The sequence below is a fragment of the Paraburkholderia sp. EG287B genome (assembly GCF_040965595.1).
GTDB lineage: Bacteria > Pseudomonadota > Gammaproteobacteria > Burkholderiales > Burkholderiaceae > Paraburkholderia.
The window spans coordinates 208,454-228,038 of the sequence record NZ_JBFRCG010000002.1 but is presented as its reverse complement, the minus strand read 5'-3'; the positions used below and the strand labels follow the sequence as shown (position 1 = coordinate 228,038).

Annotated in this window: 20 protein-coding genes and 1 riboswitch; of the genes, 16 read left to right on the top strand and 4 right to left on the bottom strand. The window is 66.8% G+C overall.

Annotated elements, in window-relative coordinates; genetic code table 11:
- Positions 1–234: 234 nt before the first annotated feature.
- Complete coding sequence (locus tag AB4Y40_RS03765; RefSeq protein ID WP_368686495.1) at positions 235–1,344, top strand: alpha/beta fold hydrolase; 1,110 nt, start codon at positions 235–237, stop codon at positions 1,342–1,344.
- A gap of 24 nt (positions 1,345–1,368) precedes the next feature.
- Here the strand turns inward: AB4Y40_RS03765 and AB4Y40_RS03760 are convergent, their stop codons facing one another.
- Positions 1,369–2,373, bottom strand: coding sequence for an LLM class flavin-dependent oxidoreductase (locus AB4Y40_RS03760; protein WP_368686494.1), 1,005 nt, complete (start codon positions 2,371–2,373; stop codon positions 1,369–1,371).
- 701 nt (positions 2,374–3,074) lie between these two features.
- Here AB4Y40_RS03760 and hpnI point away from each other — a divergent pair.
- The 6 genes from hpnI to AB4Y40_RS03730 all read left to right on the top strand — a co-directional run bounded on the left by hpnI (position 3,075) and on the right by AB4Y40_RS03730 (position 9,618).
- Entirely contained in the window at positions 3,075–4,364 is a 1,290-nt protein-coding gene (gene hpnI / locus AB4Y40_RS03755) for a bacteriohopanetetrol glucosamine biosynthesis glycosyltransferase HpnI (RefSeq protein WP_368686493.1), read from the top strand.
- 98 nt (positions 4,365–4,462) lie between these two features.
- Positions 4,463–5,884 (top strand): hopanoid biosynthesis associated radical SAM protein HpnJ, encoded by a 1,422-nt coding sequence (gene hpnJ, locus AB4Y40_RS03750; protein ID WP_368686492.1) that lies wholly within the window; start codon positions 4,463–4,465, stop codon positions 5,882–5,884.
- Complete coding sequence (hpnK, locus tag AB4Y40_RS03745; protein WP_368686714.1) at positions 5,884–6,783, top strand: hopanoid biosynthesis-associated protein HpnK; 900 nt, start codon at positions 5,884–5,886, stop codon at positions 6,781–6,783. The genes hpnJ and hpnK overlap by 1 nt, the downstream gene beginning before the upstream one ends.
- Complete coding sequence (locus tag AB4Y40_RS03740) at positions 6,780–7,868, top strand: lysylphosphatidylglycerol synthase domain-containing protein (RefSeq protein WP_368686491.1); 1,089 nt, start codon at positions 6,780–6,782, stop codon at positions 7,866–7,868. Before hpnK ends, AB4Y40_RS03740 begins: the two co-directional genes overlap by 4 nt.
- A gap of 78 nt (positions 7,869–7,946) precedes the next feature.
- Positions 7,947–8,528 (top strand): hypothetical protein, encoded by a 582-nt coding sequence (locus AB4Y40_RS03735; protein WP_368686490.1) that lies wholly within the window; start codon positions 7,947–7,949, stop codon positions 8,526–8,528.
- A gap of 52 nt (positions 8,529–8,580) precedes the next feature.
- The gene (locus AB4Y40_RS03730; RefSeq protein WP_368686489.1) at positions 8,581–9,618 is read left to right on the top strand and encodes a patatin-like phospholipase family protein; all 1,038 of its coding nucleotides are present in this window, start codon (positions 8,581–8,583) and stop codon (positions 9,616–9,618) included.
- A gap of 22 nt (positions 9,619–9,640) precedes the next feature.
- On the opposite strand, the gene AB4Y40_RS03725 is transcribed toward AB4Y40_RS03730, so the two are convergent.
- The 3 genes from AB4Y40_RS03725 to AB4Y40_RS03715 form a co-directional block, all read right to left on the bottom strand.
- A complete protein-coding gene (locus AB4Y40_RS03725) occupies positions 9,641–9,979 on the bottom strand; it encodes a type II toxin-antitoxin system PemK/MazF family toxin (protein ID WP_368686488.1) in 339 nt (112 codons plus the stop codon).
- 7 nt (positions 9,980–9,986) lie between these two features.
- Positions 9,987–10,331: an AbrB/MazE/SpoVT family DNA-binding domain-containing protein gene (locus AB4Y40_RS03720; protein ID WP_368686487.1), complete on the bottom strand. Its 345-nt coding sequence runs from the start codon at positions 10,329–10,331 to the stop codon at positions 9,987–9,989.
- 128 nt (positions 10,332–10,459) lie between these two features.
- Positions 10,460–11,089 carry a histidine phosphatase family protein gene (locus AB4Y40_RS03715; protein ID WP_368686486.1) on the bottom strand — a complete coding sequence of 210 codons (630 nt, stop codon included), beginning with the start codon at positions 11,087–11,089 and terminating at the stop codon, positions 10,460–10,462.
- A 44-nt stretch (positions 11,090–11,133) separates the two neighbouring features.
- Positions 11,134–11,279: riboswitch (cobalamin riboswitch) on the top strand.
- A 39-nt stretch (positions 11,280–11,318) separates the two neighbouring features.
- Here AB4Y40_RS03715 and AB4Y40_RS03710 point away from each other — a divergent pair.
- The 9 genes from AB4Y40_RS03710 (at position 11,319) to astA (ending at position 19,585) form a co-directional block, all read left to right on the top strand.
- The gene (locus AB4Y40_RS03710) at positions 11,319–11,537 is read left to right on the top strand and encodes a CbtB-domain containing protein (RefSeq protein WP_368686485.1); all 219 of its coding nucleotides are present in this window, start codon (positions 11,319–11,321) and stop codon (positions 11,535–11,537) included.
- Positions 11,538–11,550: 13 nt separating this feature from the next.
- Entirely contained in the window at positions 11,551–12,303 is a 753-nt protein-coding gene (locus AB4Y40_RS03705; RefSeq protein ID WP_368686484.1) for a CbtA family protein, read from the top strand.
- A 317-nt stretch (positions 12,304–12,620) separates the two neighbouring features.
- Positions 12,621–13,310 carry an ABC transporter permease gene (locus tag AB4Y40_RS03700; RefSeq protein ID WP_028204762.1) on the top strand — a complete coding sequence of 230 codons (690 nt, stop codon included), beginning with the start codon at positions 12,621–12,623 and terminating at the stop codon, positions 13,308–13,310.
- 13 nt (positions 13,311–13,323) lie between these two features.
- A complete protein-coding gene (locus tag AB4Y40_RS03695) occupies positions 13,324–14,037 on the top strand; it encodes an ABC transporter permease (RefSeq protein ID WP_158758056.1) in 714 nt (237 codons plus the stop codon).
- A gap of 31 nt (positions 14,038–14,068) precedes the next feature.
- Positions 14,069–14,857 (top strand): ABC transporter ATP-binding protein, encoded by a 789-nt coding sequence (locus AB4Y40_RS03690; RefSeq protein WP_368686483.1) that lies wholly within the window; start codon positions 14,069–14,071, stop codon positions 14,855–14,857.
- Between the two features lie 33 nt (positions 14,858–14,890).
- On the top strand, positions 14,891–15,985 hold the full coding sequence (locus AB4Y40_RS03685; RefSeq protein ID WP_368686482.1) for a GlxA family transcriptional regulator: 1,095 nt from the start codon (positions 14,891–14,893) through the stop codon (positions 15,983–15,985).
- 229 nt (positions 15,986–16,214) lie between these two features.
- Complete coding sequence (locus AB4Y40_RS03680) at positions 16,215–17,432, top strand: aspartate aminotransferase family protein (protein WP_368686481.1); 1,218 nt, start codon at positions 16,215–16,217, stop codon at positions 17,430–17,432.
- 42 nt (positions 17,433–17,474) lie between these two features.
- A complete protein-coding gene (gene aruF, locus AB4Y40_RS03675; protein ID WP_368686480.1) occupies positions 17,475–18,554 on the top strand; it encodes an arginine/ornithine succinyltransferase subunit alpha in 1,080 nt (359 codons plus the stop codon).
- Positions 18,551–19,585: an arginine N-succinyltransferase gene (astA, locus tag AB4Y40_RS03670; RefSeq protein WP_368686479.1), complete on the top strand. Its 1,035-nt coding sequence runs from the start codon at positions 18,551–18,553 to the stop codon at positions 19,583–19,585. The genes aruF and astA overlap by 4 nt, the downstream gene beginning before the upstream one ends.

Sequence of the window (19,585 nt, the reverse complement as noted above, 5' to 3'; positions counted from 1 at the left end):
TGTATTGATTGTTCTAGCACCGAATGCAGCGTAGCGCGAATTGCCAGTGCCCGGGGCCGGAGATGCGCGCCGCAGTCGTGCGAGGCGCTGACGAGCAGCAAACGGCATGCCGCTAAGGTTCGCCGGGCGAGAAAGCCGGCATGAGCGGGGCGGGACCGCTAGAATCGCTGGCTGTACCGGCGCCATTTCACCGTCCTGTTTTTTCTGTCCGACCTTTCGCCCGATCTCCCGTCGATGAGAGCCATCCTGAACCACTCGCTTGCCCGCCTTGCTCCCTTCGTTGCCGCGCTGAGTGCGGCCGCGCTCTGTCACGTCGCCCTCGCTGCCGACTCCGAGGCGAGCGGGGCTGCGGCTTCGGCGGCGTCGTCAGCGCAAGCCGCGATCGAGACGCCCGACGGCCCCGCGTATGGTCCCGAGCTGCAGGGCTTCGAGTATCCGCATCCCGTGCATGACTTTGCGTTCGTTTCGCAGGGCCAAACGCTGCATATGGCGTACATGGACGTGCAGCCCGCGAAACCGAACGGGCGCACAGTGGTCCTGCTGCACGGCAAGAACTTTTGCTCGGCGACGTGGGACGCCACCGTCCGCGAGTTGCACGCCGCGGGCTACCGCGTGATCGCGCCGGACCAGATTGGCTTTTGCAAGTCGAGCAAGCCCGCTGCGTACCAGTTCAGCTTCCAGCAGCTCGCGCGCAACACGCATGCGCTGCTCGCGGCGCTCGGCGTGCATGACGCGACGATCGTCGGCCATTCGACGGGCGGCATGCTGGCGGTGCGCTACGCGCTCATGTATCCGCGCGAAACGGAGCAGCTCGTGCTCGTGAACCCGATCGGGCTGGAAGACTGGAAGGCGAAGGGCGTGCCGTCGATTTCGGTGGACGACTGGTACGCGCGCGAGCTCAAGACGAACGCCGACGGCATTCGCCGCTACGAGCAGGCCACCTATTACGCGGGCCAGTGGCGCCCGGCCTACGAGCCGTGGGTGCAGATGCTGGCGGGCATGTATCGCGGGCCGGGCAAGACGCAGGTGGCGTGGGATTCGGCACTGCTCTACGACATGATCTACACGCAGCCGGTGATCAACGAGTTCGGCCAGTTGCAGATGCCGACGCTCTTGCTCATCGGCGACAAGGACACGACCGCCATCGGCAAGGATCTCGCGCCGCCCGAGGTGCGCGCGCAGCTCGGGCACTATCCGGTGCTGGCCAAAGCCGCGCAGCGCGCCATTCCTCACGCGACGCTGGTGGAGTTCGCCGATCTCGGGCACGCGCCGCAAATGCAGGATCCGCGGGCGTTTCATGCCGCGCTGCTCAAGGGTCTCGACGCGTTGAACACCGCGCAGTGAGGGCGCGCTCGAGGGCGGGCGCGGTTACCGTCCCGCGGCGGCTTCCTTCAATTCATCGCGCGCCTGCGCCGCCATCTCGAATGAACGCAGGCGCGCCGCGTGGTCGTAGATCTGCGCGGTGACGATGAGCTCGTCCGCGCCGGTCTGCTCGATCACCGAGGCGAGGCCCGCGCGCACGGTCTCCTGGTCGCCGACCACGGAGCAGGCGAGCGAGTGCGACACGCCGGCGAGTTCGAACTCGTTGGCCGCGATCTGCTCGACCGGCGGCGGCAACTGCCCCGGCGTACCGCGCCGCAGATTCACGAACTGCTGCTGCAGCGAGGTGAAGAGAAAGCGCGCTTCTTCGTTGGTGGGCGCGCCGAACACGTTCACGCCGACCATCGCATGGGGTTTGGCGAGCACCGCCGACGGACGGAACTGCGAGCGGTACAGACGCAGTGCCGTGAGCAGATGGTCGGGCGCGAAGTGCGAGGCGAACGCGAACGGCAGACCCATGGCCGCCGCGAGCTGTGCGCCGTAGAGGCTCGAGCCGAGGATGTAGAGCGGCACGTTCAAACCCGCGCCGGGCACGGCGCGCACGCGCTGGCCTTCCACGGGCGCGGCGAAATAGCGCTGCAGCTCGGCCACGTCGTCGGGGAAGCTGTCGGCGCTGCCCTGCAGGTCGCGGCGCAGCGCGCGCGCCGTGGTCTGGTCGGTGCCGGGCGCGCGCCCGAGGCCGAGGTCGATGCGGCCGGGGTAGAGCGCTTCGAGCGTGCCGAACTGCTCGGCAATCACGAGCGGCGCGTGGTTCGGCAGCATGATCCCGCCCGAGCCCACGCGGATGGTCTGCGTGCCGCCCGCCACGTAACCGATCACCACCGAAGTCGCCGCGCTGGCGATGCCCGTCATGTTGTGATGTTCGGCCAGCCAGAAGCGGTGGTAGCCGAGGCGCTCGGCGTGGCGGGCGAGATCGAGCGTGTTGTGCAGCGCGGCGCCGGCATGGGAGCCTGCCGGGATGGGCGAGAGGTCGAGTACGGAGAAGAGGGTCATGGGCTAGCGTGGGGCGTGGTGTGGAGAGCGCGACGCGCGTGCCGTGCGCCGGTTGCCCGACGCGAGGCCGCAAGGCAGTCGCAAGGTGCGGCCATTGTGCCAAACCACTTTCGTTCGTGCTGGCGGCCTTCGGGAACCCATGCAGCCGGCGTGGGTTCAGAGTGGCTGATTGCTTTTGCGTCCAGTCGATTTGAATATTAACGAGAACTACTCCTGTTTCAATGCAAAAGGCGCGCTTTCAATTCAGATTTATTAAAGAATCATTTCTATATGCTTACCGAATTTTTTCGGGGCGGAAAAGCCCTGGAAGGCGGCTGTTTAATCGCTGAAATAGTTACGCTTTTACAACTTTGGCAACGCATTTTCCCGCGTCCGTCGGAAGCAACTGACGGAGCTTGCTGATACAATTTTTGGCGTCGAATCGGGGATCGACCATGTCCAACGGTTTCATACGATGGTTTATCTCCATTCGTTGTTTGTTCAATGACCTCGCATCCTGCAAACCGGCATCCGTTGTCTGGTTTCACGCTTCAAATGCGTAATGCGGCTAAGATGCGCGGCTTATTTCTGGATTTTCAGGGCAGGGAAATGGTACGTGGTGAAACGCGAATTCGGGTCGGGGCACCGCAGGAGCTTCTCCCCTTGCGCGCAGCCCGCGGCGAGCGCGGCTCGGCCCACGTGACCGGCCAAGGCGGCGCGTCATGACGGTGGCGCAGGTTTTCGCCATCCCGGCGCCCTGGCCCGTGCTCGTCTGGGTCGTGGTCGTGCTGTGCGGCGTGGCCGCTTTCTACGGCCTCGTTGCCGCGCTGACGATGCCGCGCCTCGGTTCGGCCGCGCTCGTACGCGAAGCGGCGTGCCGCGCGCGCCGTGCGCAACCGCAGCCCGTGAGCGTGCTCAAGCCCTTGTGCGGCGCCGAGCCGCGCCTCTATGAGAATCTCGCGACCTTCTGCGAGCAGCGGCATCCGCGTTTTCAGTTGCTGTTCGGCGTGTCGTCGCCGGCGGACCCGGCCATTGCCGTGGTGCGCCGGTTGCAGGCGGCATATCCCGGCCACGACATCGAGCTCGTGATCGACCCGCGTGTGCACGGCAGCAATCTCAAGGTGAGCAACCTCATCAATCTGGCGGCGCGCGCGCGCTACGACGCGATCGTCGTGGCCGACAGCGATATCGCCGTCGAGCCCGACTATCTGGAGATCGTCACCGCGCCGCTCGCCGACCCGGACGTGGGCGTCGTGACCTGTCTCTACAGCGCCCGCAGCATCGGCGGTTTCTGGCCCCGCGTGGGCGCGCTCTTCATCAACGAGTGGTTCGCGCCTTCGGTGCGCGTGGCGCATTCCACAGGTTCGCGCGCGTTCGGTTTTGGCGCGACGCTCGCGCTTTCCCGTGCGACGCTCGAGCGCATCGGCGGTTTCGCCGCACTCAAGGACTGCCTTGCCGACGACTATCTGCTCGCCCGCTATGCGCGCGATCACGGCCTCGCCACGGTGCTGGCGCCCGTGGTGGTCGCCACCGACGTGATCGAGCCGACCTTCGGCTCGCTTTGGCTGCGCGAGACGCGCTGGCTGCGCACCATCCGCTCGGTGAATCCGGCGGGCTTCGCTTCGCTGTTCATTACGTTTCCCACGCCGTGGCTCGTGCTGGGCGCGCTGTTCTACGGCCTGCTCGCTGCGGGCGCGGGCATCGGCGCGTGCGCGACGACGCGCGCGGCGCTGGCCGGGCTCGCCACGGCCACGATGGCGGGTATCATTGCGCGTTTGATACTGCACGCGCGAGCGAGCGGAAGCTGGCGCGGGTTCTGGCGCGATTTGCCGCTCGTGCCGCTGCGCGACGTGCTGCTGGCCCTGCAGTGGCTTTCGGCCGCGTTCGGCTCGCACGTGATCTGGCGCGGCGTGCGCGTGAGCGTCGCCAACCCCGAGGCCGAAGCGCATTCCGCCATGGCGAGGCCCGCGAGCACGCGGCGGCCTGCCGTCGAAGGATCGGACGCTCGCTGAGGCGTCGCTTTTATACCGCGCTTTTGTAGCGCGCTTTTTACCGAATTGTCACCTCAATCATCACCCGACACAGTACGGGTACCCGGAGCACTCATCGCATGAAAACGCTGTTTCTGCAGGCCCCGTCGTATGACGGCTTCGACGGTGGCGCGGGCTCGCGCTACCAGGCAAAGCGCGAGATCCGCTCGTTCTGGTATCCCACCTGGCTCGCGCAGCCCGCGGCCCTCGTGCCCGACAGCCGCGTGCTCGACGCGCCGGCCGACAGCCTCTCCGTCGAAGAGACGCTGAAGATTGCAGCCGCGTACGACCTCGTCATCATCCACACGAGCACGCCGTCGTTCCCGACCGACGCGCTGTTCTGCGAAGACCTCAAGAAGCGCAAGCCGTCGATCGTCATCGGGCTGGTGGGCGCGAAGGTGCAGGTCGATCCGCACAATTCGCTCACGGCAAGCGAGGCGATCGATTTCGTCTGCCGCGAGGAATTCGACTTCACCTGCAAGGAAATCGCCGAAGGCATGCCGCTCGCCGAGGTCAAGGGCATCTCCTGGCGCGCGAAGGACGGCTCGATCGAGCACAACCCGGGCCGTCCGGTGCTGGAAGACATGGACTCGCTGCCGTTCGTCGCGCCGATCTACAAGCGCGACCTGAAGATCGAGAATTACTTCATCGGCTACCTGAACTACCCGTACGTGTCGATCTACACGGGCCGGGGCTGCAAGTCGCGCTGCACGTTCTGCCTGTGGCCGCAGACCGTGAGCGGCCACGTCTACCGCACGCGTTCGGTCGAGAACGTGCTCGAGGAAGCGAAGTGGATCCGCGAGAACATGCCGGAAGTCAAGGAACTCATGTTCGACGACGACACCTTCACCGACAACCTGCCGCGTGCTGAAGAGATCGCCATTGGCCTCGGCAAGCTCGGCTGGACGTGGTCGTGCAACGCGAAGGCGAACGTGCCGTACAAGACGCTGAAGGTCATGAAGGAAAACGGCCTGCGCCTCCTGCTCGTGGGCTTCGAGTCGGGCGACGACCAGATTCTCGTGAACATCAAGAAGGGCGTGCGCACGGATTTCGCGCGCCGCTTCAGCGCCGACTGCAAGAAGCTCGGCATCAAGGTGCACGGCACCTTCATTCTGGGGCTGCCGGGCGAGACGCAGGAAACGATCAGGAAGACGATCGAGTACGCGAAGGAAATCAATCCGCATACGATTCAGGTGTCGCTCGCCGCGCCGTATCCGGGCACGACGCTGTACAAGCAGGCCGTGGAAAACGGCTGGATGGAAGAGAACAAGACCATCAACCTCGTTTCGAAATCGGGCGTGCAACTGGCCGCGATCGGCTATGCGCATCTGTCGCGCGACGAGATCTATCACCACCTGGAACAGTTTTATCGCCAGTTCTATTTCCGTCCGTCGAAGATCTGGGAGATCGTGCGAGAGATGCTCACGAGCTGGGACATGATGAAGCGGCGTCTGCGCGAAGGCGTGGAGTTCTTCCGCTTCCTGCGCGCACACGAGGCATGATGGACCGCTCGTCCCCCGATGCGCGCGCGCTCATCTTCACCGCCGACGACTTTGGCCTGCACGAGCGGGTCAATGCGGCGGTGGAGCGTGCGCATCGCGAGGGCGTGCTCGACTGCGCGAGTCTGATGGTGGCCGCGCCCGCCGCGGCGGACGCCGTGGCGCGGGCGCGCCGCACGCCGGGTTTGCGCGTGGGGCTGCATCTGGTGCTGGCGGACGGCGCGGCCATGCTGCCGCGCGAGCAGATTCCCGCGCTCGTCGATGCGCAAGGGCGTTTCGGCGACAACATGGTCCGCGACGGCGTGCGCTTCTTCTTCCTGCCGCACGTGCGCAGGCAGCTCGCGAAGGAGATCCGCGCGCAGTTCGAAGCGTTCGCGGCGACCGGGCTCGCGCTCGATCACGTGAACACGCACAAGCATTTTCATCTGCATCCCACGGTGCTCGCGCTGATCCTCGAGATCGGCCGCGACTACGGTCTGCGCGCGATGCGTCTGCCGCTCGAGGCAGGCGCGCCGTTCGCGCTCAAGCCCTGGCTCGCGCTCGTGCGCGCGCGGCTCGCGCGTGCGGGGGTTGCGCACAACGACTACGTGGTCGGCATCGCGAAGACTGGCGCAATGGACGAGGCCGCCGTGCTCGACGCGCTCGCGCATCTGCCCGCGCAGGGCGTGGGCGAGATCTACTGCCATCCGGCGCTCGCCGATGAAGCGCACGAAGGACCCATCACGCCGTCGATGCTGACATATCGCCACGCCGACGAATTCGGCGCGCTGATCTCGCCGCGCGTGGCCGCAGCGCTCGCGCAGGCGGGCGTGCGCCGCGGCGGCTTCACCGACGTCTTCTTCGGCGCGGCTTCGGGCTCCGATCCCGCCGCGTCGCGCGGCCCCGAGGTGCAGGTGTCATGAAGTGGCTGCAATGGCTGGGCCTGCCCGTCGGGATCGCCATCCTGATCGGTCTCGTGGTCCATAACGGCGCGCACGACGTGCTGCGCGTGATCGGCACGGCAGGCCCCATGCTGCTCTGGCTCGTGCCGTTCCACGCGCTGCCGCTCCTGCTCGACGCTCACGCGTGGCGCCTCCTGCTCGACAAGCGCGCACCGCTGAGCTTCCTCTGGTGGACCGCGACCGTGCGCGAGGCCGTGAACCGGTTGCTGCCCGTGGTCGGCGTGGGCGGCGAACTCGTCGGTATTCGCCTCGCGCGCTGGAAGGTGCGCAATGCGAGCGAGGTCACGGCTTCGGTGATCGTCGAGGTGTTCGTGACGATCGCCGTGCAATACGCGTTCTCGGCGCTCGGCGTCGTGCTGATCGTCGCGGCGACCGGCGATGGCGGTTCGCTGCGCACCATCGTCACGCTCGCACTGGCGCTCGTGCTCTCGGCGCCGCTGCCGGTGCTCGCGGTGTTTCTGGTGCGGCGCGGCGGCGTTTTCCATGCGATCGAACGCTGGGCCGCGAAGCTGCTCGGCGCCGACAATCCGCTCATGCTCGGCATCGACGGCAAGCAGCTCGATGCCGATCTCGACGCGCTGATGTCGCGCACGGGCCTCATGTTTCGCGCTTTCTTCTGGCAGCTCGCCGGCTACATGCTCGGCGCGTTCGAGACGTGGTGGGCGCTCGCGCTGCTCGGCCATCCGGTGACGGTGGGCGACGCGCTCGCCATCGAGGCCATCACCCAGGCCGTGCGCCATGCCGCCTTCATGGTGCCCGCGGGCCTCGGCGTGCAGGAAGTCGCCGTGGTGCTGCTTGCGCAGCTTTTTGGCGTGAGCCAGGACGTGGCGTTCTCGCTCGCGCTCGTCAAGCGCATGCGCGAAGTGGTGTTCGGCGTGTTCGCGCTGCTCTCGTGGCAGGCCGCGGAAATCGTTCGCACGCGTCGCGCCATGCGCTACGGCGCGCAGTCTGCCACACAGTCTGCCGATGCGCTGCCCGCCGCGGCGAGCGTGTCCGCACGCGCGCTCCGTCCGAAGCGGGACTCGCAGCACGATCAGGTCCATTGACGGTACATTGTGGGCATGTCGTGGCGCGCCGGATCGGCGCGCGTAGACGCAAGCCCATGTTGATGCGTTAGCAAGGACATGAAGCCCACGTTTTCACTCACGCGTTCGCTCGCGCTCGCGTGCGCCGCCACGGCGGCGTTCACGCTTTCCGGCTGCGACGATCGCCAGTTCGATGCCATGCTCGACACCATCCGGCAGGGATTCAAGGCGTTCTTCGATTCCGTGAAGCCCGACGCGCTGCTGCTCAAGGGCCTCACGCCCGGCGTTTCCACGCTCGAGCAGGTGCGCGGGCAAATGGGCAAGCCCGAGACCGAGCGCGTGTTCGACGACGGCTCGCGCCGCCTCGAATATCCGCGCGGCCCGCAGGGCCTCAAGACCTGGATGGTCGACATCGGTCCGAACGGGCGCCTCGTGGCCATTACTCAGGCGCTCACGGCGGAAAACTTCGCGAAGATCCATGTCGGCATGAGTGAGGATGAGGTCCGCCGTTTGCTCGGTAAACCTGGGCAGGTGGCCGGCTATCGCTTGAAGAAGGAGACGGTGTGGAGCTGGAAGTGGCTGGAAGGGGGCGTGACGCCCGAAGCGTATTTCAACGTGCATTTCGGACCGGACGGGCGGGTCACGACGACCTCGCGCTCGGACGTGATCCGCGGTCGCTGACTCAGTTGACTCAGTTGATTCAGTCGACCCAGGGCCACGCAAGGAGGCGCGCATGATGAACCGGCGACGGCCCAAGCGTGTGGGACTCGTGCTCGGCGGTGGAGCGGCGCGCGGCTGGGCGCATATCGGCGCGATTCGTGCACTCGAGGAAGCCGGCATCAAGCCCGACGTGGTGTGCGGTACGTCGATTGGTGCGCTGGTCGGTGCCGTGTACGCGAACGGCGATCTCGACTGGCTCGAGGACTGGGTGGGCAAGCTCACCTGGCAGACCGTGGTGCGCCTGCTCGACTTGCGTTTTTCGGGCGGCCTGCTCGGCGGGCGCAAGGTGATCGACCTGTTTGCGCACCAGTTCAACGGCCGCTCGATCGATGACCTGAAGCTGCCGTTCACGGCCGTCGCCACCGAACTCGACACGGGGCGCGAAGTCTGGCTGCGCGACGGCGGCGTGGTGGATGCCGTGCGCGCGTCGATCGCGATTCCCGGCATCTTCACGCCGATCTGGCATGACGGCGTGTGGCTCGTGGACGGCGGACTGAGCAACCCGGTGCCGGTGTCCGCCGCGCGGGCGATGCGCGCGGACACCGTGATCGCCATCGACCTCAATCACGACATTCTCAACGGCCGCGACCTGGGCGGCGCGATCGACACGATGCCGCGCGAGCTGCCCGTGGAGGCGAGCGACGCGGTGACGGCGGCATCGGCTGCCGGAGCGGCCAGCGGTGGCGCCAATGGTGCTGAAACCAGCGAAGCGGCGCCCGAACCGCTCCTGCGCCGCAACGGCAAGCGCTTTCCGCGCTGGCTGCAGCCTGCAGGCCCCGGCGCGGCTGGCGGCCCGGACGTGCGCGTGGCGCCGCCGCCCAGCACGCGCGTGCCTTCCGTGTTGAGCTCGGTGGCGCAGAGCATCGACATCATGCAGGTGCGCATTACGCGCAGCCGCCTGGCAGGCGAGCCCGCCGACGTGCTGATCCAGCCGCGCCTGGGCGGCATGGGGATCTTCGACTTTCATCGCGCCGCGCCCGCCATCGAGGAAGGGCGCGCGGCCGTGCAGTACATGATGCCGGCCATCAAGGCGCAGTTGGGACTGGATTAGGGCGCTTCCAGTGTGTTGCTGGCTACAGCGCCAGAATGCCGGCGACGGCGAATTTCGCTGCCTCCAGTTCCTCGGCTGTCGCCGTTTCCCCTTTGTGCCGCCAGACTCTGCCCGCGAGCGAAAGCGTGGTGATCTGGTCGGCCATCGCGACGCAAGGCCTGGCAAGGCCGCCGATGGGGATTTCCGACTCCCACCCGTGAATGGTGCTGGTGATGGGCAGCCCGATGAAGCGGCCTGTCAGTTCGTTGAACTCGGCGTCGGTGAGGACGAGCGCAGGGCGATAGCCGTCCTGCTCGCTGCCCGCACCCGGCCCGACGTTGAGCCAGAGGATGTCGCCTGCGTCTGGTGTGGCGTTCTTCATGCGTTCCTTACCATGGGTCGAAACGCGTGGGGTCATCGGGTCCGCCGATCTCGGTGCCTTGCGGCTGGCCGAAGTCGACGAGCGGGTGCGGCTCGAGCTTCCTCTCGCGCAACTGCTGCAAATAGCGCTCGCGCGAGAAGCGCCGGATCGCCGTATGCGGGCGAACCGTGAGCGACCCATCTTCGACTTCCACCTCGACTTCCTGTCCCTCTGCCAACGCCAGCTTGCTGGCAAGGCTGGCCGGAATGCGCACCGCAAGGCTGTTTCCCCAACGCTTCAGGGTTTGTATCGCCATTTCGTCCTCGTACTGAATCAGCCGCCTGGCCAATAACGTGTTGAGCTTGATGTCCATACCTGATCGCGGTGTATCTACGTGGTTGATACAGTCCCGATGCTAGGCCTCGGATAGGTGTGTGTCAACGCGTTGATACGTGTAGTTTCGCGGCGCATGGACGCAGATCAAGGAATGCCGTCCCTGTCTCAGTCCATCGCTGCGAGCCATACCCAGCCGTGCTCCGAGCGGCGCAGCGCCGTCACGGCAAGCGGCGCGATTTCGATCGAGCGAAAACCCGACGACGGCGCGCCCAGCGCGTGAAGAATCGCCGCCCGGATCACGCTCGAGTGCGTGAAGGCGATCAGGGTGTGTCCCGATTCGGGCAGCGCATCGAGCCAGGCGCCGACGCGCGCGCGGACATCGTCGAACGAGTCGCCGCCGTCTGGCGGCCTGAAGCCTGGATCGCGCGTCCATGCCGCAAGGGCTTCGGGCGCTTCCCGCGCGAGATCCGTCAGGCGCCGGCCTTGCCACGCGCCGAAGGCGGCTTCGGCGAGCGCGTCAGCTGGCGTTGCCCCCGCGAAGCCTGCCGCGCGTGCGCTCGCGCGCGCGATCGCTGCGGGACTCGTGAGCGCGCACGGCGCCTCGCCATGGCGATGACCGCCGGCCAGCCGCACGTGCCAGCGCTCGCGCCAGGCGGCGAGCGCCTCGAGTGCGCGCGCGTCGAGCGCTGCTTCGGCGTCACCGCCCGCTACAGGCACGTCAGGCTCGTGCGGGAACGTGCCCGAGCGCAGCGCGGCATTGGCCGCATGGCTCACCAGCCAGACTGTCGTCGACATGCTTCTCCTTTTGCTTCGCCACTCTGTGGCTGACATTCGAGCCGCGGCCAGCCGCCGCAGCGCGTAGAATACAGGCTCCACGACACGCGGAAGCCGGTGCAAGTCCGGCGCGGTCGCGCCACTGTAACTGGTTGCCGTCGAAAACATCGAAGCAACGGAAGTCAGACCTGCGCGTCGTGAACCACTCTTTCAACGACTAGCGGGGCGCGTAACCCCAGGAGAAGTCAGCATGTCCGAAACCACATTCCCCTTGCAGCACGCACCGGCCGCGCCGGCGCCCATTCCGCTGCGGGAGATCCTGCCCTGGGCGATCTTCGGCGGCCTCATGCTGCTGCTGGCCCTGTACTTCGTGGGCGCCGAGCAGGGCGCCACCGCGATCTTCCCGGGCATGTACGTCCACGAGTTCGTTCACGACGGCCGCCATCTGCTCGGCTTCCCCTGCCACTGACCGGGAGCTGAACATGGTTGGCAAGTTGCTGGTACGCGGCATGCTCGCAGGCATCGCCGCGGGACTCCTCACGTTCGGCTTCGCGAAGATCGCGGGCGAGCCCCAGGTCGATCAGGCGATTTCCTTCGAGGAGAAAGCGGACGCCGCGAAGGGCGAAGCGCCCGAGCCCGAAATCGTCAGCCGCGAGACCCAGGCGAGCTTCGGTCTCTTCACGGGCGTGATGGTCTATGGCGCGTCGATCGGCGGGCTCTTTGCGCTCGTCTTCGCGTATGCGAATGGCCGCGCGGGGCGTCTTTCGCCGCGCGCGCTCTCGGCCTGGCTCGCGCTCGCGGCGTTCGTCGCGATCTACATGGTGCCGAACATCAAGTATCCGTCGAATCCGCCCTCGGTCGGCGACCCGGAGACGATCGGCTATCGAACCGGGCTCTTCTTCCTGATGATCGCGATCTCGATCGCCGTGTCGGTGTTATCGCTCAAGGTGCGCGCCGCGTTCGTGCCGCGTCTGGGCGTCTGGAACGCTTCGATCGTGGCGCTCGTGCTGTTCGTCGTCGTGATCGGCGCGGTCCAGCTCGCGCTGCCGACGATCAACGAGGTGCCCGCCGCGTTCCCGGCCGTGCTGCTGTGGAAGTTCCGCACGGTGTCGATCGGCATGCAGCTCATTCTCTGGACCACGATCGGCCTGCTGTTCGGCGCGCTCGCCGAACAGCTGCTCGGCGCGAACGCCCGTGCGGGCAGCGCACGCGGCACGCAAACGCGCGCCGCGTAAGCTCCGCCGGGTCGCGGCGCGCACGCCGCGCGCCTATCGAAAAAGCGACCCCAAACTTGCGTAAATGCCCCGCGCGCCTCGCGTGCCGGGGCATTTTTTTCCGCCTTTCAAAAGCATCGCGCCCGCGGCTGTGCGGGCCTGATCCGCACGCGCCGACGCGTCGCGCGGCAATGCTGCACTGCAATATCCGCGCCGCGCTAGTTTGAGCAATCCATTTTGCACTGAGACGATCCGCGCCAGTTCATCGGTTTCGGCGGCGCCCACGTGCCGCGCGAGGCCGCCCGAAACGACAAAACAACTTTGTTCCGGAGACGCGCGTGATCCTTTACGGCTTTGGCCCGGTGCTGCTCGCCGGCACGATCCAGACCATCGAACTTTCGCTCCTCTCGCTCGGCGTGGCTGTCCTGCTCGGCCTGGCGGGCGCGGCGGCCAAGCTCTCGTTCAACCGGCCGCTCGCGGCCGTGGCGACCGCCTACACGACGCTGATCCGCTCGGTGCCCGACCTCGTGCTGATGCTGCTGCTCTTCTACAGCATCCAGATCGGCGTGAACGAGGCCACCGACGCGCTCGGCATGGCGCAGATCGATATCGATCCGTTCGTGGCCGGCGTCGTCACGCTCGGCTTCATTTATGGCGCGTACTTCACCGAAACCTTTCGCGGCGCGTTTCTCGCGGTGCCGCGCGGCCAGCTCGAAGCGGGCCACGCCTACGGCATGAGCGGGGCGCGCGTGTTCGCCCGCATCCTCTTTCCGCAGATGATGCGGTTCGCGCTGCCCGGCATCGGCAACAACTGGCAGGTGCTCGTCAAGGCGACGGCGCTCGTCTCGATCATCGGTCTCGCCGATGTCGTGAAGGCCGCCCAGGACGCGGGCCGCAGCACCTTCAACCTGTTCTTCTTCCTCGTGATCGCGGCGCTCATCTATCTCGCGATCACCACGCTCTCGAACTTCGCGCTCGTCTGGCTCGAACGCCGCTATTCGGTGGGCGTGCGTCACGCGCAACTGTGAGGAAAAGGCCGTCATGAACGAAATCATCCAGCAATTCGGCCGCGCGTTCCTTTACTGGGACGGCGAGCATGTCTCGGGCCTCGCGATGACGCTGTGGCTGCTCGTGATCTCCGTCGCCTTCGGCTTCGTGTGCGCGGTGCCGCTCGCCGTGGCGCGCGTCTCGAGCCGCCGCTGGCTCTCGCTGCCGGTGCGTTTCTACACCTACGTGTTTCGCGGCACGCCGCTCTACGTGCAGTTGCTGCTCATCTACACGGGCGTGTACAGTCTCGCGTTCATCCGTTCGGAGCCGCTGCTCGACGCGTTCTTCCGCAGCGGCCTGAACTGCGCGGTGCTCGCGTTCGCGCTCAACACCTGTGCGTACACGACGGAGATTTTCGCGGGCGCGATCCGCGCGACCTCGCACGGCGAAGTGGAAGCGGCGCGCGCCTACGGCATGAGCCCGTTCACGATGTACTGGCGCGTGATCCTGCCTTCGGCGCTGCGCCGCGCACTGCCGCTGTACAGTAACGAAGTGATCCTGATGCTGCACGCGACCACGGTGGCCTTCACCGCGACGGTGCCCGACATTCTCAAGGTCGCGCGCGACGCCAACTCGGCCACCTACCGCTCGTTCGAGTCGTTCGGCCTCGCGGCGCTGATCTACTGTGCGGTATCGTTCGTGCTGGTGGCCGCGTTCCGCCGCGCCGAAAAACGCTGGCTCGGCCATCTCGCCGTGCGCACCCGCTGATTCACTGGAACACCGGAAACTGGAGACCATCTTGGCTCAGACGCAATCCTCAGATAGCAAGCTCGTCGCGCGCGACATCCACAAGCGCTACGGCGACAACGAGGTGCTCAAGGGCGTCTCGCTCGACGCGAAGAAGGGCGACGTGATCAGCATCATCGGCGCGAGCGGTTCGGGCAAGAGCACCTTCCTGCGCTGCATCAATTTCCTCGAGAAGCCGAACGCCGGCGAGATCGTCGTGGACGGCGAGGCCGTGCGCACCAAGGCGGGCCGCAACGGCGACCTGGATGTGGCCGACCACAAGCAGTTGCAGCGCATCCGCACCAAGCTCGCGATGGTGTTCCAGCACTTCAATCTCTGGTCGCACATGAACGTGCTCGAGAACGTGATGGAAGCGCCTATCCACGTGCTCGGCGTGCCGCGCAAGGAAGCCGAGGACCGCGCGCGGCAGTATCTGGAGAAAGTGGGCCTCGCGCCCCGCGTGGAGAAGCAATATCCGTCGCATCTTTCGGGCGGCCAGCAGCAGCGCGTGGCGATTGCGCGCGCGCTCGCGATGCATCCCGACGTGATGCTGTTCGACGAACCGACTTCGGCGCTCGACCCCGAACTCGTGGGCGAAGTGCTCAAGGTGATGCAAAAGCTGGCCGAAGAGGGCCGCACGATGATCGTCGTCACCCACGAAATGGGCTTTGCGCGCAACGTCTCGAATCATGTGATGTTCCTGCACCAGGGGCGCACGGAGGAAGAGGGCTCGCCCGCCGATGTGCTCGGCGCGCCGAAGAGCGATCGCTTGCGTCAGTTCCTCTCCGGCAGTCTCAAGTAAGCGGCGCGTTCAGTCTCGCGCCGCGTCTTGCCGATGGTCCGTTCCGCCGCTCTTCCTTCCGCTTCAGTTCCGGCCGCCGCGCCCGGGGGCCAGGTGCCGCTCGCGCGCGCCAGCCGCACGACCCAGGTGGCGATCGTCGCGCTGCCGCCCGTTTCGATGTCGGGCGTGGGCCCGATCGTCGACGCGCTCAATCTCGCCAACGAGATCGACGGCCGCGCGCTGTACCGCTGGCAGATGTGCTCGTGGAACGGCCGCCCCGTGCCGCTCGCGGGTGGCGCGCAGTGGCCCGCCGACTGCGCGTTCGGCGACGCCGTTTCAGCCGACTGGCTGATCGTCGTGACCGAGCGCTACCAGCAGTTCGCCGACTACCGGCTCTTTCTCGCGAGCCTCGCGCGTGTGGGGCAGCGCACGCCACTCGTCACGGGCATTCACCACGGCATCTGGTGGCTCGCGATGGCGGGGCAGTTGCAGGGCTACCGCGTGGCCGCAAACTGGGAAACCTTCCAGCAGTTCGCCGAGCAGTTCGAGCGCACCATCGTCACGCAGCACATCTATGAAATCGACCGCGACCGCGCGACCTGCTCGGGCGGCCAGGCCACACTCGACTTCATGCTCGCGATGATCGGCCGCGACCATGGCCCGGAACTCGCCGAGCGCATTGCCGACGCGCTGGGCGCCAGCACGCTGCGCAGCGGCGACGAGCGCCAGCGCATTCCATTCGTGACCGCGCCCGGCGAGCGGCACCCGCGCCTGAACGACGCGCTCAAGCTGATGGAGGCGAATATCGAGGACCCGCTCACGACCGACGAGATCGCGAATCTCGTGGGCGTGTCGCGGCGGCAGCTCGAGCGGCTGTTTCGCCAGTACCTCGGCGCGATGCCGTCGAAGTATTACCTGGGCCTGCGCCTTGCCAAGGCGCGCTCGCAATTGCAGCGCACCAGCAAGTCGGTGGTGCAGATCAGTCTCGCGTGCGGGTTTTCGTCGGCGGCGCATTTTTCGAATGCGTACCGCGAGCGCTTCGGCGTGACGCCGCGCGAGGACCGCCGCAACTGGATCGAGCGCCAGCACGGCGGGGCCGCCGCCGAACCGCGCGCGGGCGCGCTCGTCGAGCCGCCGGAAGTGCAGTGAAGCTGGCCGCGGCGCAGCAAGCGCCCGGACCTTGCAGGTTCCGTACGAAAAAACGCGTCGCGCCTGCGCAAGACGTTTGCGCGCAGCTTGCCTACACTGCACAGGTGTCGACGGGCTTGGCGCTGGAGCGCTTAGTCCCGTCCCATGCAACGCCACCTGAGCGAAAGGGCACGGCCCCAACGCACACCGACCCCGAATTCGACACGCACTGAGTAAAAGAGGAATCGCCATGAACGACCAGACTGTGAGCCGCAAGACCTTCGACGAAGTGATGGTGCCGTGTTTCTCGCCCGCGCCGTTCGTGCCGGATCGCGGTGTCGGCTCGCGCGTGTGGGACACCGAGGGCCGCGATTACATCGACTTCGCCTGCGGCATCGCCGTGACGTCGTTGGGCCATGCGCATCCGGAGCTGCTGCGCGTGCTGCAGGAGCAGGGCAGCAAGCTCTGGCACATCGGCAACGGCTACACCAACGAGCCGGTGCTGCGCCTCGCGCGCCAGCTCGAAGCGCTCACGTTCGCCGATCGCGCGTTCTTCGCGAACTCGGGTGCGGAGGCCAATGAGGCGGCGCTCAAGCTTGCGCGCCGCGTGGCGTTCGATCGGCACGGCGCCGACAAGTTCGAGATCGTCTCGTTCACGCAGTCGTTCCACGGCCGCACCTTCTTCACCGTGAGCGTGGGCGGCCAGCCCAAGTATTCGGAGGGCTTTGGCCCCGTGCCGGGCGGCATCACGCATCTGCCGTACAACGACATCGAAGCGGCGAAGCGCGCCATCGGCGCGCAGACCTGCGCCGTGATCGTCGAGCCGGTGCAGGGCGAGGGCGGGGTTATTCCCGCCGATCCCGCGTTCCTGCGCGCGCTGCGCGAAGCGTGCGACGCGCACGGCGCGCTGCTGATTTTCGACGAAGTGCAAACGGGCGTGGGCCGCACGGGCCACTTCTACGCCTACGAAGATACGGGCGTCACGCCCGACATCCTCACGACCGCCAAGGCGCTCGGCAACGGCTTCCCGATCGGCGCGATGCTCACGACCGAAGCGATTGCCGCGCACTTCAAGGTGGGCGTGCATGGCACGACCTATGGCGGCAATCCGCTGGGCGCCGCTCTGGCGGGCAAGGTGGTCGAGCTCGTGAGCGATCCGGCGCTGCTGGCTGGCGTGCGTGCGCGCGGCGAAGCGATTCGCGGCAAGCTCGCGAAGCTCAACGAGCGCTTCGACATGTTCAAGGAAGTGCGCGGCAAGGGGCTGTTGATCGGCGCCGAACTGAACGCGCGCTTTGCGGGCCGCGCCAAGGACTTCAACGGGGCGGCCGCGAATCGCGGCGTGATGATGCTGATTGCCGGGCCGGATGTGCTGCGCTTCGCGCCCTCGCTCATCATTCCCGAAGCGGACCTCGACGAAGGCTTTGCGCGCTTCGAGCAGGCCTGCGCAGACGTGATCGGCGCACGCTAAATCGCAACCCAGCCGCAACCCAGCGCACACACAGGATCGACGATGCTATTCGTTCGCCCCGCCAGGCTTTCCGATCTCGACGCGATCGCCCACATGGCGCGCACCGCGCAGCCGGTGCTGCATTCGCTGCCGCACGACCGCGCGGCGCTGGAAGCGCGCATCGCGCTTTCCGAAGATTCGTTTCGCGCGGACGTGGACTTCCCCGGTGAGGAGTTCTATCTGTTCGTGCTCGAAGATTCCGCCACGGGGCGGCTCGTCGGCACCTCGAGCATCGTGGCGGCGGCCGGCTACGCCGAGCCGTTCTACGCGTTTCGCAACGACGCGCTGATTCACGCGTCGCGCGAGCTGCACGTGAACCGCAAGATTCACGCGCTGACGATGTCGCACGAACTCACGGGCAAGAGCCGCCTCGCAGGCTTCTACATCGAGCCGTCGCTGCGCGGCGACGCGGCCGCGCATCTCATGTCGCGCGCACGCATGATGTACGTCGCGATGAACCGCCGGCGCTTCACGCCTGAAGTGTTCACGCTGCTGCTCGGCGTGACCGACGACAAGGGCGTGTCGCCGTTCTGGGAGGCCGTCGGGCGCAAATTCTTCGGGCGCGACTTCAAGGACATCGAACTGGCGTCGGGCGGACGCAGCCGTACCTTCATCGCCGAGGTGATGCCGGCTTATCCGCTCTACGTGCCGCTGCTGCCGGAGCCCGCGCAGCGCGTGCTCGGCGAGCCCGATCCGAGCGCCTTGCTCGCTTACGAAATTCATCTGGAAGAGGGCTTCGAGCCCGACCGCTACGTCGATATTTTCGATGCGGGTCCGGTGCTCACCGCGCAGGTCGATCGCACGGCTTCCGTCGCTGGAAGCGAGACGCGCACGGTGCGTGAAGTTGCGCTCGCAACGAATCGAGAGGGCGCGGCGTATCTGGTCGCGAGCCAGCATGCGGGCGAGTTCCGCTGCGTGCTCGCGACGCTGCCCGAAAGCGAGAAGGGCGCCGGCATCATCGCGCCGCTCGACGCGAGCGCGCGCGCCGCGCTCGGCGTGCAGGACGGCGAGCCGGTGCGCTGTGCGCCGCTGTATCGCGCCACCCCGCAAACAGAGGACGCTTATATGGGAGACGCACAATGATCGTGGTACGCGTCGTGCAAACGGGCGACGTGGACGCGCTCGTCGCGCTCGCCCAGGAAACGGGCCCCGGCCTCACCACCTTCAAGCCCGACCGCGAGGCGCTCAAGGCGCGCATCGAGCGCGCGCGGCGCACGCTCGCAGGCGAGGCCGCGCCACGCGAAGCGGGCTACTTCTTCGTGATGGAAGACACGGCCACGGGCGACGTGGCGGGCGTTTGCGGCATCGAAACGGCCGTGGGCCTGGAGCAGCCGTTCTACAACTACCGCGTGAGCACCGTGGTGCACGCAAGCCAGGAGCTCGGCATCTGGACGCGCATGCGCGCGCTCAATATCTCGCACGATCTCACGGGCTACGCCGAAGTGTGCTCGCTCTTTCTTTCGCCGCGCTATCGTACGGGCGGGGTGGGCAGCCTGCTGTCGCGCTCGCGCTTCATGTTCATCGCGCAGTTTCGTGAGCGCTTTCCCGAGCGCCTGTGCGCGGAATTGCGCGGCCATTTCGACGCGCAAGGCACGTCGCCGTTCTGGCGCGCGGTCGGCTCGCACTTCTATCAAATCGATTTCAACGCTGCCGACTACCTCAGCTCGCACGGGCGCAAGTCGTTCCTCGCGGAGCTGATGCCGCGTTACCCGGTGTACGTCGAACTGCTGCCCGAGGAAGCGCAGGCTTGCGTGGGCCTCACGCATGCAGACACGATTCCCGCACGCCGCATGCTCGAAGCCGAGGGGCTGCGCTACGAGAATCACGTCGATATCTTCGACGCGGGCCCGGTGCTCGAATGCCATATCGGCGATTTGCGCACGGTGCGCGACAGCGTGGTCGTGCCGGTCGAGATCGGCGAGGCGCATGCCGAAGAGGGCGTGCGCTCCCTCGTATCCAATACGTCGCTCGGCGATTTTCGCGTGGGTTTCGCGCCGGGCGTCGTGCACGACGGCGTGTTCACGCTGAGCGCCACGGAAGCGGCGGCGCTGAACGTCGCGGCGGGCGAGCCGGTGCGCGTGCTCGGCCCGGCAGCAAAGCAAAAACAGGGATGA